12 protein-coding genes are annotated in these 14,360 nt (G+C 68.3%); 6 read left to right on the top strand and 6 right to left on the bottom strand.

Going from position 1 to position 14,360, the window contains the following annotated elements:
• Positions 1 to 12: 12 nt before the first annotated feature.
• From argE to EPO51_RS14485, 3 genes are read right to left on the bottom strand one after another with little or no spacing between them, the layout of a single operon-like run.
• Positions 13 to 1,179 carry an acetylornithine deacetylase gene (gene argE, locus EPO51_RS14495; RefSeq protein WP_293351705.1) on the bottom strand — a complete coding sequence of 389 codons (1,167 nt, stop codon included), beginning with the start codon at positions 1,177 to 1,179 and terminating at the stop codon, positions 13 to 15.
• A 56-nt stretch (positions 1,180 to 1,235) separates the two neighbouring features.
• Complete coding sequence (locus EPO51_RS14490) at positions 1,236 to 1,745, bottom strand: FKBP-type peptidyl-prolyl cis-trans isomerase (protein WP_293351703.1); 510 nt, start codon at positions 1,743 to 1,745, stop codon at positions 1,236 to 1,238.
• Between the two features lie 12 nt (positions 1,746 to 1,757).
• Positions 1,758 to 2,966 (bottom strand): threonine ammonia-lyase, encoded by a 1,209-nt coding sequence (locus tag EPO51_RS14485; RefSeq protein ID WP_293351701.1) that lies wholly within the window; start codon positions 2,964 to 2,966, stop codon positions 1,758 to 1,760.
• Between the two features lie 734 nt (positions 2,967 to 3,700).
• Between EPO51_RS14485 and EPO51_RS14480 the strand changes: the two genes are divergently transcribed.
• The gene (locus tag EPO51_RS14480; RefSeq protein WP_293351699.1) at positions 3,701 to 6,685 is read left to right on the top strand and encodes a TonB-dependent receptor domain-containing protein; all 2,985 of its coding nucleotides are present in this window, start codon (positions 3,701 to 3,703) and stop codon (positions 6,683 to 6,685) included.
• 119 nt (positions 6,686 to 6,804) lie between these two features.
• Here EPO51_RS14480 and EPO51_RS14475 read toward each other — a convergent pair whose 3' ends face one another.
• Both EPO51_RS14475 and EPO51_RS14470 read right to left on the bottom strand, forming a co-directional pair.
• The gene (locus EPO51_RS14475; protein WP_293351697.1) at positions 6,805 to 7,668 is read right to left on the bottom strand and encodes an SMP-30/gluconolactonase/LRE family protein; all 864 of its coding nucleotides are present in this window, start codon (positions 7,666 to 7,668) and stop codon (positions 6,805 to 6,807) included.
• Positions 7,665 to 8,696, bottom strand: coding sequence for an NADP-dependent oxidoreductase (locus EPO51_RS14470; protein ID WP_293351695.1), 1,032 nt, complete (start codon positions 8,694 to 8,696; stop codon positions 7,665 to 7,667). The genes EPO51_RS14475 and EPO51_RS14470 overlap by 4 nt, the downstream gene beginning before the upstream one ends.
• Positions 8,697 to 8,846: 150 nt before the next feature.
• Here EPO51_RS14470 and EPO51_RS14465 point away from each other — a divergent pair, with 150 nt between their 5' ends.
• Genes EPO51_RS14465 through EPO51_RS14445 form a run of 5 tightly spaced genes read left to right on the top strand, consistent with a single transcriptional unit; the run spans position 8,847 to position 13,677 of the window.
• Positions 8,847 to 9,992, top strand: a complete 1,146-nt coding sequence (locus EPO51_RS14465; RefSeq protein WP_293351693.1) for an acyl-CoA dehydrogenase family protein — start codon at positions 8,847 to 8,849, stop codon at positions 9,990 to 9,992.
• 31 nt (positions 9,993 to 10,023) lie between these two features.
• A complete protein-coding gene (locus EPO51_RS14460) occupies positions 10,024 to 10,809 on the top strand; it encodes an enoyl-CoA hydratase/isomerase family protein (protein WP_293351691.1) in 786 nt (261 codons plus the stop codon).
• Between the two features lie 8 nt (positions 10,810 to 10,817).
• Positions 10,818 to 11,993 carry an acyl-CoA dehydrogenase family protein gene (locus EPO51_RS14455; RefSeq protein ID WP_293351689.1) on the top strand — a complete coding sequence of 392 codons (1,176 nt, stop codon included), beginning with the start codon at positions 10,818 to 10,820 and terminating at the stop codon, positions 11,991 to 11,993.
• A 29-nt stretch (positions 11,994 to 12,022) separates the two neighbouring features.
• Positions 12,023 to 12,652, top strand: a complete 630-nt coding sequence (locus EPO51_RS14450) for an antibiotic biosynthesis monooxygenase (RefSeq protein ID WP_293351687.1) — start codon at positions 12,023 to 12,025, stop codon at positions 12,650 to 12,652.
• On the top strand, positions 12,652 to 13,677 hold the full coding sequence (locus tag EPO51_RS14445) for a zinc-binding dehydrogenase (protein WP_293351685.1): 1,026 nt from the start codon (positions 12,652 to 12,654) through the stop codon (positions 13,675 to 13,677). Before EPO51_RS14450 ends, EPO51_RS14445 begins: the two co-directional genes overlap by 1 nt.
• Here EPO51_RS14445 and EPO51_RS14440 read toward each other — a convergent pair whose 3' ends face one another.
• Positions 13,678 to 14,337, bottom strand: coding sequence for a TetR/AcrR family transcriptional regulator (locus EPO51_RS14440; RefSeq protein ID WP_293351683.1), 660 nt, complete (start codon positions 14,335 to 14,337; stop codon positions 13,678 to 13,680). It abuts the gene before it with no gap.
• Positions 14,338 to 14,360: the final 23 nt, after the last annotated feature.

Below are 14,360 nucleotides of genomic sequence, written 5' to 3'. Positions count from 1 at the left end.
GCCCTTTGGGGGTCAGTCCTCCGCCGCCCACTCGATCAGGCGGCGCATGAACCCTGCGCCGCGCTGCATCTGGGCGATCTCCACGTACTCGTCAGGCTGGTGCGCCTGGTCGATCGAACCGGGGCCGCAGATCACGGTCGAGAAGCCCGCCTGCTGGAACTGGCCGGCCTCGGCGGCGAAGGCCACCACGCGCGGCGGGCCGTTGTCGCCGGTCATCCGCCGGGCGAAGGCCTCGGCCGCGCCGTCGGCTTCGGGCCTGAACGGCGGGACGTTGGTGTGCATGTCGACGACCACGCCGGCCTCCGGCGCGCGGGCCTTGAGCGCCGCGTCCATCGCCGCGCACTCGGCCAGGAACGGGGCGACGATCTCTTCCGGCGTCCGCGGTCCCGGCGAGCGCAGGTCGAAGACGAAATGGCACTCGCGGGCGATGATGTTGTGCGCCGTGCCGCCGTGGACCATGCCGATGGTCAGGGTGGGCCCCTTGGGCGTGAACGGCGACGCCGGATCGGCCTCGTCCCACAGCCGCGCCGAGAGCGCGTTCAGCGACCCCATCAGCTTCACCGCCTCCATCACCGCCGACACGCCCAGGTGCGGCTGGCTGGAGTGGCACTCACGGCCGGTGACGGTGACGTGGAAGGTGGCGATGCCCTTGTGGCCGCTCACCGCCTCCATGTTGGTGGGCTCGCCGACCACGACCACCGCCGGGGCGGGCAGTTCGCGGCGGATGACCTCGATCATGCTGGGCGCGCCCAGGCAGCCGATCTCCTCGTCGTAGGAGAACGCCAGATGCACCGGCTTCCTGGCCGTCTTCGCCAGCTCCGGCGCGGCGGCCAGCGCCAGGGCGAGGAACCCCTTCATGTCGCAGGTCCCGCGGCCGTAAAGCCGGCCGTCGCGCTCCTGCAGGCTGAAGGGGTCGGTGCTCCACGGCTGGCCGTCCACCGGCACCACGTCGGTGTGGCCGGACAGCACGACGCCGCCCTCGATCGCGGGGCCGATGGTCGCCAGCAGGTTGGTCTTGGTCCCGTCGGCGTTGGGCACGCGACGGTGGGGCGCCGACAGACCGTCGAGATAGGCCTCGACCCATTCGACCAGCTCGAGGTTCGAGCCGCGCGAGGTGGTGTCGAACCCGACCAGCTTGGCCAGCAGGTCACGGGCGGCGGGATAGAGATCGGTCGTCATGGCCCATGCTTAGACCCGCGCGCCGGCCCGGCCCACCCCAAGCGAGCCACAGCACCTCAGCCCTGCTGAATCCGCCCCGGCGCGGGCAGGACGTCGATCAGCTCGATCTTGAAGATCAGCGGAGAGCCGGGCGGGATCTGGCCCGCGGCCTCGTCGCCGTAACCCAGGTTCGACGGCACATAGAGAGTCCATTCGTCGCCCGGCCGCATGAGCTGGAGGGCTTCCTGCCAACCGGGGATCAGCCGGTCCAGCGGCATGGCCGCGGGCTGGCCGCGCTCGTAGCTGGAATCGAAGACCGTCCCATCCTCGAGCTTGCCCTCGTAGTGGACCTTCACCTCGTCGTGCGGACCTGGCTTCAGGCCGGTCTCCGGCCCCGAACGGACGATCTTGTAGGCCAGGCCGGAGGACAGGACCTTCACGCCGGCTTCCTTGCCGGCCTTCTCCATGAACGCCTTGCTGGCTGCCGACTGCTCGGTCGGCGCGGCAGGGCCGGCGGCCTCCTTGCCCTTGGGCTGGCAGGCGGCCAGCGCCAGGACGGCGGCCATCAGGATCAGGGTACGCTTCATGGCTTAAGGTCCTTAGACGACGCGCGGCGGGTAGCCGCGTTCGCGCAGCGCATCCATCACCTCCTGGGTGTGCTGCGCGTCGCGGGTCTCGATCATGACGTCGAACTCGGCGCCCTTGGCGGGCACGTCGAGGGCGAGGCGGTTGTGGGCCACCTCGATGATGTTGGCGCCCATCTGGCCGATGATCGCCGAGACGTTGGCCAGCAGGCCGGGCCGGTCGTCGCCGATGATCCGCAGCGAGACGATGCGGCTCTCCCGCACCAGCTCGCGGGTCAGCACCGAGGCCAGCAGCCGGGTGTCGATATTGCCGCCGGTGATCACCAGGCCGCACTTCTTGCCGCGGAACCGCTCGGGATAGGCCAGCAGGGCGGCCAGCGAGGCCGCGCCGGCGCCTTCGACCACCGTCTTCTCGACGTTGCAGTAGAGGGCGATGCCGCGTTCGAAGAACGGCTCCTCGATCAGCAGCACCTCGTCGATCAGCGGCCGGGCGACGGCGTAGGAGAGGTCGCCGACCGCCTTCACCGCGATACCTTCGGCGATGGTCGCGCCGCCGCCGCTCTGGGACATCTGCACGCCGCGCATCTTGGCGGTAAAGGACGGGAACATGGCGGGCTCCAGGCCCACGACGCGGATGTCCTGCTTCAGGTGCTTGGCGGCCGTGGCCATGCCTGCGATCAGTCCGCCGCCGCCGATCGGGATGGGCAGGACCTCCAGGTCCGGCACATCCTCCAGCATCTCCAGGGCCACCGTGCCCTGGCCGGCCATGACATCGGCGTCGTTGAACGGGTGGACGAAGGTCAGCTCGCGTTCGTCGCACAGCTTGCGCGCGGTGGCCGAGGCCTCGTCGTAGCCATCGCCGTCGATCACCACCTCGGCGCCGTGGGCGCGGGTCTGCTGCACCTTCACGAAGGGCGTGGCCTTGGGCATGACGATGGTGACGGGGATGCCCAGCCGGGCGGCGTGATAGGCCAGCCCCTGGCTGTGGTTGCCGGCCGAGGCGGCGATGACGCCACGCTTGCGCACGTTCTCGCCCAGCTGCAGCAGCTTGTTGAGCGCGCCCCGCTCCTTGTAGGCGGCCGTGAACTGCAGGTTCTCGAACTTCACCCACACCTCGGCGCCCGTGATCTCGGACAATGTGCGGGAGAAACGGCAAGGCGTGCGCTCGATATGACCCTTCAACCGCTCTTGCGCGGCAAGGATGTCGTCGAAGGCGAGGGTCATGGGCGCAGCCGGGTTCTCGGAAAGGCGCGCAACCTAACGACGGCGGTCAAGAGGGGCAACGTCACGGTTGCCAATGGCGTCGCGATTGGCACAAACGGAGAACATGAACAGCCCTCATCCTTCTCTCCCTGTTCGAGAAGGTGGGCCGCGAAGCGGCTCGGATGAGGGGTCGCGTGGCTGCGAGCAATATCACCGCCGCGCGGGAGACGTTCGCATCCTGCAGCCGATCCCAACGCGGCAGGAAGCCATCCTTGAGCCTCCGCTGCCAGACGTCAGGCCACGCCTGCGCAGAACTCCGATCGCTTGGCGGCTGGCGCTCGTACTCATCCAACCCGAACCGGAGTGAGATCGCGGAGATCGCAGCTGAAGTTGGCGAGGGGCGAGAAGACCTTCAGCTTGAGACGCGGCGCACAGCCGCGCTCGACGACGGCTCCAGCGTGGGCTGAAGGCCCGGCGACCGCGTGAAGTCGACCCGAAGGCGGTCGTCGACCTACGCGACACGACGTCGCCGCACCAGGGCTCGCGGTAGCGAGCCGGCTGCGCGTCACAGCACCCGTCGCGGTCGCTCAATTGCATTTCCGACAAACGCTATCATTGCGATACTAGAATTCATATAACTGATATTTATGGCGAATTTCTGCCTTTACATTGAGTCTTTTTTTTTCTTAAAAATAGTACTCGAACGAACCAGCGCCGGCGGCAAGCGATCCGCGCGGTCGTTCCAGGGGAAGCGGATGTCAAGAAATTCCAAGTTGCTCGGCTGCTCGGCGATGGTCGCCGCCCTGGCGTTCGCCAGCGGCGCCCTCGCGCAAACGTCAACCGACGAGGCGAGCGTTGAAGAGGTCGTGGTCACCGGCTCCTTCATCCGCGGCACCCCAGAGGACGCGGCGCTTCCTGTCGATGTGATCAACGCCGACGAACTGCAAAGGAAGGGCTCGCCAACCACCGTCGAGATGGTCAAGGCGCTGACCGTTTCATTCGGCGTGATGGGCGATGGCTCGCAGTACAACAACACCGGCCGGGGCATGATCGACGAGGGCCGCGCCACCGTGAACCTTCGCGGCCTCGGCCCCGAGCGCACGCTGGTGCTGCTGAACGGCCGCCGGATGGCGGTGTCCGACCTCAACAACATGCCCCAGAACGCCATCGCGCGGGTCGAGCTGCTGAAGGACGGCGCGGCCGCAACCTACGGCTCGGACGCCATCGGCGGCGTGGTCAATTTCATCACGCGGGAGGACTTCGATGGCGTCGAGGTCTCGGCGGACTACCGCTTCATCCAGGACTCGGATGGCCAGTACGGCGTCGGTGTGCTGGCCGGCAAGCGGTTCGACCGCGGCAGCATCCTCGTCTCGGCCGGCTACCAGCGCCGCTCTGACCTGGCCTCGATGGACCGCGAGTGGGCGATCCGTCCCTACAACGAGAACCCCGACGGCGGCTGGTCCGGCGCGACCAGCCCGACGCGCTTCACGCCGGTGGGCGTCAACTATCAGCCGACGGGGGCGGCCAGCGTCGATGTCGGCTGCGTTCCGCTAGGCGGCATCATCACGGCCGACGGCCTGTGCCGGATGCAGATCGCCCGCTGGAACAACATCATCGACAAGGAGACGCGCTACCAGCTCTACGCCAAGGGCAAGTACGACCTGACCGACACGCTGCAGGTCTGGGGCGAGGCGCTCTACGCCCACTCGCTGAACCCGTCGATCAACTCCGCAGCCTCCTGGCCGACCACGCGGGCCATCACGGACACCGTCCTGCCGGCGGGCTTCGGCGCCGGCGCCCCATGGATGACGCCGGCCCCGGACGTGCCTGATGCGTCCAACTTCTTCTATGTGCCCGGCAGCAACCCAGGCTTCGCGGCCTACTGCGCCGCCAATCCGGCCCAATGCCCGGCAGGAACCACCGGCGCGGTCATCCAGATCGGTCAGTGGCGTCCGTTCTTCGCCAGCGGCAACCCGCTGTTCGACAACAAGGCGGCCACCTTCCGCCGCGAGCGGACCCAGTACCGCGTCGCCGGCGGCGTCTCGGGCGAGACGCCCGAGTTTGGCATCCTTGGCAAGATCCGCTGGGACGCCAACCTGTCGTACAGCGAAGATCGCGGCGAGCGCCTGGCCTACGACGTCATCACTGGCCGTCTGGAACTGGCCCTGCGTGGACTGGGCGGCGCGGGCTGCGACTTCCGGACCGGCACGCCCGGCGTCGGCGCGTGCAAGTATTTCAACCCGTTCTCCAACGCCATCGCGAGCAACCCGCTGCTGGGGCTGACCAACGCCGGCTACAGCGCCGCCGTCGCCAACACCGACAAGGAGCTCATCAAGTGGTTCTACCAGGCCGCTGACCAGGTCGAGAACAAGACCCGCCTTTGGGAAGGCAACATCGTCTTCAACGGCCAGTCCACGATCGCCCTCCCGGGCGGCAGCGTCGGCTACGCCTTCGGGGGCCAATGGCGCCGCAACTACTTCGCCGCCCTCCCGGCGACGCTGACCTCGACCGCAGCCACGCCCTGTGCGGACACGCCGATCAACGGCTCGACCAACTGTTCACCCTCGCCGTCCAATCCCTTCGGCTTCCTCGGCAACATCAATCCGGTCGAGACCGAGCGCGACGTCTACGCCCTGTTCGGCGAACTGAGCCTGCCGATCACCGAGGCCCTCAACCTGCAACTCGCGGCCCGCTTCGAGGACTACGGCAAGTTCGGCGGCGACACCTTCAACCCGAAAGCCTCGATCCGCTGGCAGGTCACCGACGCCGTCGCCCTGCGCGGCTCGGTGGGCACCACCTTCCGCGCGCCGCCGCAGATCAGCCTGATCCCGAACACCTCGGTTTCGCTGCAGAACGTGTTCGGCACCTTCCGTCCGGTCGAGACCGCGGGCAATCCGAACCTGACCCCGGAAAAGGCGCTGACCTACAGCGTCGGGATGATCGTCAAGGAAGGCAACTTCACCGCCACCGTCGACTACTGGAACTTCAAGGTCGAGGATGTGCTGACCAGCGAGCCGCTCCAGTCGGTCGTGACGGCCGCGTTCCCGGCCGCGACGTCGGTGGCGAGCTGCAGCGATCCGTTCATCTCCAGCCACTTCACCTTCGCGGGCCCGGTCTGCAGCGGCGCCAACATCTCGACCGTCAAGATCTCCCAGATTAACGGTCCCGAGACCCGCACCTCGGGTGTCGACTTCATGGCGGACTATCGATTTGACGACGTCCTGGGCGGAAGCGTCCGGGTCGGGGTCGCGCTGAGCTACATCCTGAAGTTCGACGTCGACGCGCTGGTCGTGAACGGCGTGACCTTCTCACCGGCTCTCGACGCCGTGGGCTACGCGAACTTTGGCAACACGTTCGCCTATCCGATGCCGCAGATCAAATCCGAGTTCTACGGCGAGTTCGCCCGGGGCATGCACAACCTGCGCTGGACCGTCCGTTACACGGACGAATACACCGACCAGCGCACGACGAACTTCGTCGTCGCGCCCAGCAACACCCAGGTGACCCCCACGCCCACCAGCGCCACGACGCTGACCACGGCCGGCAAGACGATCAAGGCCCAGGTTCAGCACGACATCGCCTATCGCGCGCTGCTGCCGTGGGACACCACGCTGTCGATCTCGGTGCAGAACGTGTTCGACAAGGATCCGCCGTTCGCCCGCACCGAGCTCAGCTACGACACCATCAACGCCAGCCCGCTGGGGCGCACCTTCCAGCTCGGCATCCGCAAGCGCTTCTGACGCTCTGCATCTGAGGTTCCTCCCTGTCCAGACGGACAGCACCTGTGGCCCCGCCGGAAACCCGGCGGGGCCTTTTTCTTGGAGCATGTGGTGCATGGGCGAAGACGCTTCGCCTCGGCTCAGTAGGCGGGCAGTCCGGGCACGCTCATGCGCAGCGCATAGAGCGAGCGGGTGGCGCAGACGAACAGCGTCCGCAGGTCGGGGCCGCCGAAGGTGAAGTTGCCGACGTTCTCGCCGACGTCGATCACGCCGAGGGGCCTGGCGTCCGGATCGTAGACATGGATGCCGCCCAGGCCCGTGCAGTAGAGGTTGCCGCGGGCGTCGATCTTCATGCCGTCCGGTCCGGCGGTGTCGCTATGCGGAATCTCGGTCCAGACCGCACCGCCGGACAGCGACCCATCGGCCAGGATGTCGAACAGGCGGACGTGGTTGCGGCCGGTGTCGTTGACGAACAACCGACGCCCGTCTGCCGAGAAACAGAGTCCGTTGGGCTGTCGCATGTCGGCCAGCACGCGGGTCAAGCGCCCGTCGGGCGCGATGCGGTAGACGCCGTTCACCGGTTGCGGAACCGGTCGGACGCCGCCGAACGGCTTGATGGTGCGGCCGTAGTCGGGATCGGTGAACCAGACCGCCCCGTCCCACCCGACGACCACGTCGTTGGGGCTGTTGAGCGGCGCTCCGTCCCATTGGTCGGCCAGCACGTCCAGCGTTCCGTCGAGCCGCTCGCGCACGACACGGCCGGTGTCGTGCTCGCACGTGACCATCAGGCCGTCGGGGCCGAGGGCGTTGCCATTGGCCCGGTTCGATGGCGCGCGTACGACGCTCACCCCGTCCTCGGCGGTCCAGCGGTGCATCGCGCTGGCGGGGATGTCGGAGAACGTCAGCCGCTGGCGGTGAGGGTCCCAGACCGGTCCCTCCGTGAAGCGGAAGCCGGCGGCGAGTCGCTCCGCCGCTGCGCCTCGCTCGACGGTCGGCGCCGTCATGCCCGGTCGCCGGTCGGCGCCGCGACCCGGACCAGCCGCTTGCCGAAGTTCTCGCCGGCGAACAGCGCGCCCAAGGCGGCGGGCGCGTTCTCCAGCCCCTCGATGATGTCCTCGCGAACGGTCAACTTGCCGGACTCCACCAGCTCGACGAGGCCCGCGGTGATCTGATCGCGCCGCGCCAGGTGCTCGAAGACGATGAAGCCCTCAAGCTTCAGGCTCTTCATGGCGATCAGGCCGGGGATGCCTTTGGGGCTCTCGTTCGGCTGGCTCTCGTCCCAGCGCGAGATCACGCCACAGCAGACGATCCGCGCATGGGTGTTCGAAAGCAGGAGCGCCGCCTGCAGCATGTCGCCGCCGACATTGTCGAAATAGACGTCGATGCCGTCCGGACAGAGCTTGCGCAGCTCCGGGCGCACCGGGCCCGCGCGATAGTTCACGGCCCCGTCGAAGCCCAGTTCGTCGACCAGCCAGCGGCATTTCTCGTCCGAGCCGGCGCTGCCGATCACCCGGCAGCCCCTGGCCTTGGCGATCTGACCGACCAGCGAGCCCACCGAGCCCGCCGCCGCCGACACCACCACCGTCTCGCCCGCCTTGGGCTGACCGACCTCCAGCAAGCCGATCCAGGCCGTCAGGCCGCTGAGGCCGTAGACGCTGATGTGGTGCGAGAGCCGGCCGCCGCCGCTGACCCGCGTCAGCGCCTCGCCCGGCGCCACCGCAAAGTCCTGCCAGCCACTCATGCCGTGAACGATGTCGCCTGGCGCGAAATCGGGATGGTTGGACACCAGAACCTCGTCGAGCGTGATCGCTCGCATGGTGTCGCCCACCTGCACGCCGGGCGAGTAGGAAGGCGGCGTGGCGCTGGCCCAGCCCCGATTGGCCGGATCGACCGAGATCATCAACACCCGGGTCAGCACGTCACCCGGGCCGGGCTGACGCACGGGCTCGCGGCGCAACTCGACGCAAGGCTCCACGGGCCCAGCGTCCATGTGGCGCGTCAGCACGAAGCGGCGGTTTTCCTGGCTGGTCATGGTCTGGCTTCCCCGTGGACCTCATGGCGGCGCGCCGGGGCCGTCGTTTCGGCCTGCGCCGCCATGACCCGTTGCGCCATTCCATTTTTGTCTATTATAAAAAAGACAGATCACCAAACGGGCGTTTCGGGCGCCGGACGAGGAGGGACGATGCAGGTCGAGAGGCGGCGGGAACCGCTGGACGAGGTCCAGGCCATGCTGCGCGACAGCGTCCAGGCCTTCGTTGCGCGCCACCCCGGCGCGAAACGCCTTCGCGCCCTGCGCGACGGGCGCGCGACCGAAGCGGATGCGGTCTGGCCGTCCATCGCCGAGTCGGGGTGGCTCAGCATCATGACGCCCGAGTCGCTCGGCGGCCTGGGCCTCGGCCTCGCCGAACTCTGCGCCGTAGCGGAAGAGCTGGCCGCCGGTCTGGCGCCCGAGACCTTCGTCGCCGACAACCTGGCGATCGCCGTGCTGACGGGCGGCGACAACGCCGACCTCACGGTGGAACGGCTGCCCGCCCTTCTCGACGGCTCCTCGCGTCTTGCGTTGGCCTGGCAAGAGGCGGCGAACACGCTCGATCCGCGCGAGGTGGCGACGACGGCCACGCCGGTCGCCGGCGGGGTCGCCCTCAACGGCGCGAAGCGGATGATTCCGGGCGCCGCGACCGCCAGCGCCTTTCTGGTGACGGCCGAGGGCCCGAGCGGGCTGGGAGCCTACTGGGTGGACCCTGCGCAGCCCGGCGTCTCGCTCGACCTGCGGACCACCGTCGACGGCGTCGCGCTGGGCGACCTGACGCTGAATGATGTGGTCGTTGCGGATGACCGCAGGATCTCGGGGGAGGCTTCGTCCCTGCTCACCCGCGTGTTGGAAGAGGCCCGCATGGCCGCGTCGGCCGCCCTCTTCGGACTGGTGCGGCAGGCGCTGGCGATCACCGTCGACTACACCCGCACGCGCCAGCAGTTCGGCAAGCCGATCGGCAGCTTCCAGAGCCTGCAGCACCGCATGGTCGACCTGTGGATGCAGCAGGAGATCACCCGCAACACTCTGGCCCATGCGCTGGTCGTCTTCGCCGCGACCGAAGACCCAGCCGCACGCGCCGTCGCCGCCAGCGCCGCCAAGGCCCAGGCCTCGAAGGCCGCCATGCTGGTGACCCGCCAGGCGATCCAGCTGCACGGCGGCGTGGGCTACGCCGATGAGTACGACATCGGCCTCTTCCTGAAGCGGGCCATCGTGCTTTCGGGCTGGCTCGGAACTGCCAGCCTCCACCGCCGCCGCTACGTTCTCGAAGCCCCCGGCTTCGACGATCAGGCCTGAGCGCAACACCACAAAAAGCCAAGGGAACGCCATGACCCAGGAAACGTCTGACACGGGGCTCGGCCTCGCCATCAACGACGGCATCGCCATCGTCACCCTGGCCCGCCCGCCGGTGAATGCGCTGTCGCCCGCCATGTATCGCGAGGTGGCGCGGATGTTCGACCAGCTCGGCGACCGGGACGACGTCCGTGTCGTCGTGCTCACCAGCGGCTGCAAAGTGTTCTCGGCCGGCGCCGACCTGAAGGCGCGCCGCGAGGCCATCAAGGGACCTGGCGATGGCTGGGACCTGCTGCGTCTGGCGCGCGAGGCCTTCTACGCCATCAAGGACTGCCGCAAGCCGGTGATCGCCGCGATCAACGGCTCGGCGCTGGGCGCGGGCTTCGGTCTCGCGGCGCATTGCGACATCCTGGTGGCCTCGGAGAACGCGTCGGTCGGCCTGCCGGAGATCGACGTCGGCCTGATGGGCGGCGGCACGGTGCTGCAGCGCCTGTTCAGCCCCTCGACCACGCGCCGGATGATGCTTACCGGCTACCGCATGTCCGGCGCGGAGCTCTATCGCCTGGGCGTCGTCGAGGCGTGCGTCCCGCAGCCGGACCTGATCGACACCGCACTGGGGATCGCCCGCGAGATCGCCTCCAAGAGCCCGCTGGCCATCCGCATCTCCAAGGAGACCGCCAACGCCATCGAGGAGATGCCGGCGCGCGAGTCCTATCGCTACGAGCAGAACCGCACCGCCGAGATGGCCAACAGCGACGACGCCAAGGAGGCCGTGGCGGCCTTCATGGAAAAGCGCGCGCCCGTCTTCACCGGTCGTTGAGCCGCGTCATGGCCGCCGATCCGATCACCCGCGACCCGCGCGACATGAACGCCCTGTCGGACGACGACTTCCGGCGCGAACTGCGCGGCTGGATCCAGGCGCACTATCCGCCGGAGCTCCGGTTCATGGACCGGCGGCCCTCGGTCCATGAGATCATGCCCTGGTTCAAGGCCCTGATCGCCAAGGGCTGGGTCGCCCCGCACTGGCCGCGCGAGTGGGGCGGGATGGGCCTCGATATCGGCAAGTACCTGATCTACTACGACGAACTGGGCCGGCACGGCTGCGGACGGATCCCCGATCACGCGATCCACCTGCTCGGCCCGCTGCTGATGACCTACGGCAGCGAGGCCCAGAAGGCCCACTTCCTGCCCCGCATCGTCAGCGGCGAAGACATCTGGTGCCAGGGCTATTCTGAACCGGGCGCGGGATCCGACCTCGCTGGCCTGCGGACCGAGGCGGTGCTCGACGGCGACACGTTCGTGATCAACGGCCAGAAGACATGGACCAGCCTGGCGCCCGACGCCGACTGGATCTTCATGCTGGTGCGCACCGACCGGGAGGCGAAGCCGCAGAGCGGCATCAGCTTCCTTCTGGCTGACCTGAAGACGCCCGGCGTCACCGTCCGGCCGATCGTCAACCTGAAGGGCGAGGCCGAGTTCGCCGAGGTCTTCTTCGCCGACGCCCGCGTACCGGCGGCCAACCTGGTCGGCCGGATCAACGAGGGCTGGGGCATGGCCAAGACCCTGCTCGGGGACGAGCGGATCGTGAACGGCTCGCCCCGCCACGCCTCATATGCTTTGCGCCGGCTGCATGTCATGGCCGAGCACAGCGGCGCGATGCGCGATCCGGCCTTCCTCGATCGCTACGCCCAGCTCAGGCTCGACCTGCACGGGCTGACCGTCACCTTCGAGAGCTATGCCGACGCCCTGCGCAACGGCGGGTCGCTGGGGCCGGACGCCTCGTTCCTGAAGGTCTGGGCGACCGAGCTCTTCCAGCGCGTCACCGACGAGATGCTGGAGTTGGCCGGCGAGGAAGGGGCGCTGAGCCGCGAACTCGACGTCGGCGGCGTCAAGGTCGACGTGATGAACCAGTACCTGGAGTCCCGCCCCCCGACCATCTTCGGCGGCTCCAACGAGATCCAGCGCAACATCCTGGCCAAGCTGGTCCTGAAGCTGCCCGGCTGATCGCTCCTCCCTGTCAGAAAGTAGATTCCATGGCCGCCGTGGCGGAGTTCTCCGAACTGTGGGTGAAGGACGAGGATCCGGACGCCTTCGACGCACGGCTGCAGGCCGCAATGGACGCGGCCTACGCCGCCGAGCCGGGGCTGATCGCCTGGCTGGCGCACCGCGATCTCAAGGCGGCGGATCATCTGGTCGTCTACAAACTCTTCCGGGACGAGGCCGCGCGCGGGCGCCATGGCGCGTCCGGCGGCGGCGACACCGGCCCGGCGGGCGTCGTGACGACAGGGCTCATGGCCGCCCACTCCCCCATCCGCCACGTCACGGCGCCCGATAGCCCCGTCGCCATCTTCGTCCAGTGCCGGGTCGACGATCCCCAGGCCTTCGATCCTTCGATGACCGGCCACGTCGGCCGCACCCTCGCGAACGAACCCGGCTGCCTGGCCTTCGGCTGGCACCGCGACCCTGAGAATCCGCCGGCCGTGCAACTCTTCGAGCTCTACGCCAGTCGAGACGCGCTGTCGGAGCATCGCAGGTCCGAGCACCTCGCCTTCTTCCGTGGCGAATCCGAGCATTTGATGCTTGAGGCGAAGATCCATTACGCGGCCCTGGCGATCCACACACCGCTGGACCGGCTTCTGGGCTACTTCGGGCGGGCCGGCTGATGCGGGCGGCGGTGTTCCAGGGCGCTGGCCGGGGCCTGGCCATCGAGGCCATCGCCACGCCGGATCCGGGGCCGCACCAGTTGATCCTGCAGGTCCGCGCCTGTGGCGTCTGCGGTTCGGAGCTGCACATGACCGAGGCGCACTCGAGCATCGTCCTGCCCCCAGGCGCGGTGATGGGTCACGAATTCTCGGGGGAGGTCGCCGCCGTGGGGGGCGCGCTCAAGGGACGCTTCAAGGAAGGCGACCGCGTCGTCGGCTTCCCCTATCTTTGCGGTTGCAGGACGCCCTGCCCCGACCCCGGCTACAACGGAGACCGTTGCCCCACAGGCCTGCCGATCGGCCTGGGCCAGCACAACGGCGCCTTCGCCGAATATGTCCGCATCGGGGGGACCGGCGCCTACGGCCTGCCCGATAACGTGTCGTTCGAGGAGGGCGCCTTGGTCGAACCGCTCGCCGTCGGCCTGCATGCGGTGGAGAAGGGCAAGGTCCAACGGGGCGACACGGTGCTGATCGTCGGCGCCGGCCCGGTCGGCCTCGCCATCGCCCAGTGGTGCCGGTTCAGCGGCGCGCGGCGCGTCATCGTCTCCGAGCGCGCGCCGGCCCGCCAGCGGCTGGCGGAGAGGTTCGGCGCAAGCGACGTGCTCGATCCGGCCGCTCCCTTGATGCCCCAAGTCCAGGCCATCGCCGGCAAGGGCCCCGACGTCATCTTCGAATGCGTCGGCCTGCCGGGCATGATCGACCAGATGATGCGCATCGCCCCGCGAGGCTGCCGGATCGTCGTGGCCGGTCTCTGCCAGGGAACGGACACCATCACCCCCCTGCGCGGCGTAATGAAGGAGCTGACGCTGCAGTTCGTCGTCGCCTACACGAGCCGCGAGTTCGGGATGGTGATCGACATGATCGCCCGCGACCGCATCGACGCGACCGCGCTGATCACCGACCGCGTCACGCTGGACGAGTTGCCCGACGCCTTTGAACGGCTCCGCACGCCCGCCGGCCAGTGCAAGGTGATGGTGGGTCTGTAGCTAGGCCTTGAGGCCGGCCAGATCGCGCATGGTCCGCACGAACAGCGCGCGCGTCTCCGCCAACTTCACGTCCTTGTCGAACACCGCGTTCTGCAGGAAGCCCTCCAGCAGCGCGTATCCGATACGCGCCTCGGCCTCCATGGCCGCGCCGACGGGTTGGCCGCCCGGCGCGAACACCTGGACGATCAGGCCGCGCAGGTAGACGTCGTATTGCGCCTTGATCTGGCGCATCCGCGGATGGTGCAGGGTCAGGGCGAAGATCTCATGCATCACGCCCAGCCGCTGCGTGCTGACCTTCGGCCCGAAATGGAACTCGGCCAGGCCGTCGATCAGCTCTGCCGGCGCCAGCCCCTGATAGGCATCGAGTTCGGCCCGCAGCTTGTTGCAAAGCTGCTCCACATAATACTCGAGAACCGCCTCCTTGCCCTCAAAGTAGTACCGCAGGTGGCTGGCCGATATGCCCGCTTCGGTCGCCAGGGTATTCAGCGAGATGAACGCGTACCCCTGCTTGCGAACACAGTGGTAAAGCGCATTGGCGATGTGATCGCGCCACTCTTCAAAGCCCATCCGGCTAGCCCCGGCCTTCACCCCGGTGGCCTTCTCGCTCTTCTGCGCGGTGGATCTGGGAGCCGCGCGAGCTCCGGTTTTCTGGGCAGCCATCGAATTTGAATCTTATGCAATTC

Source organism: Phenylobacterium sp., assembly GCF_004297125.1.
In the GTDB taxonomy this organism is placed as follows: domain Bacteria; phylum Pseudomonadota; class Alphaproteobacteria; order Caulobacterales; family Caulobacteraceae; genus Phenylobacterium.
The sequence above is the reverse complement of the archived record's forward strand: the minus strand, read 5'-3'. Positions and strand labels throughout refer to the sequence as shown.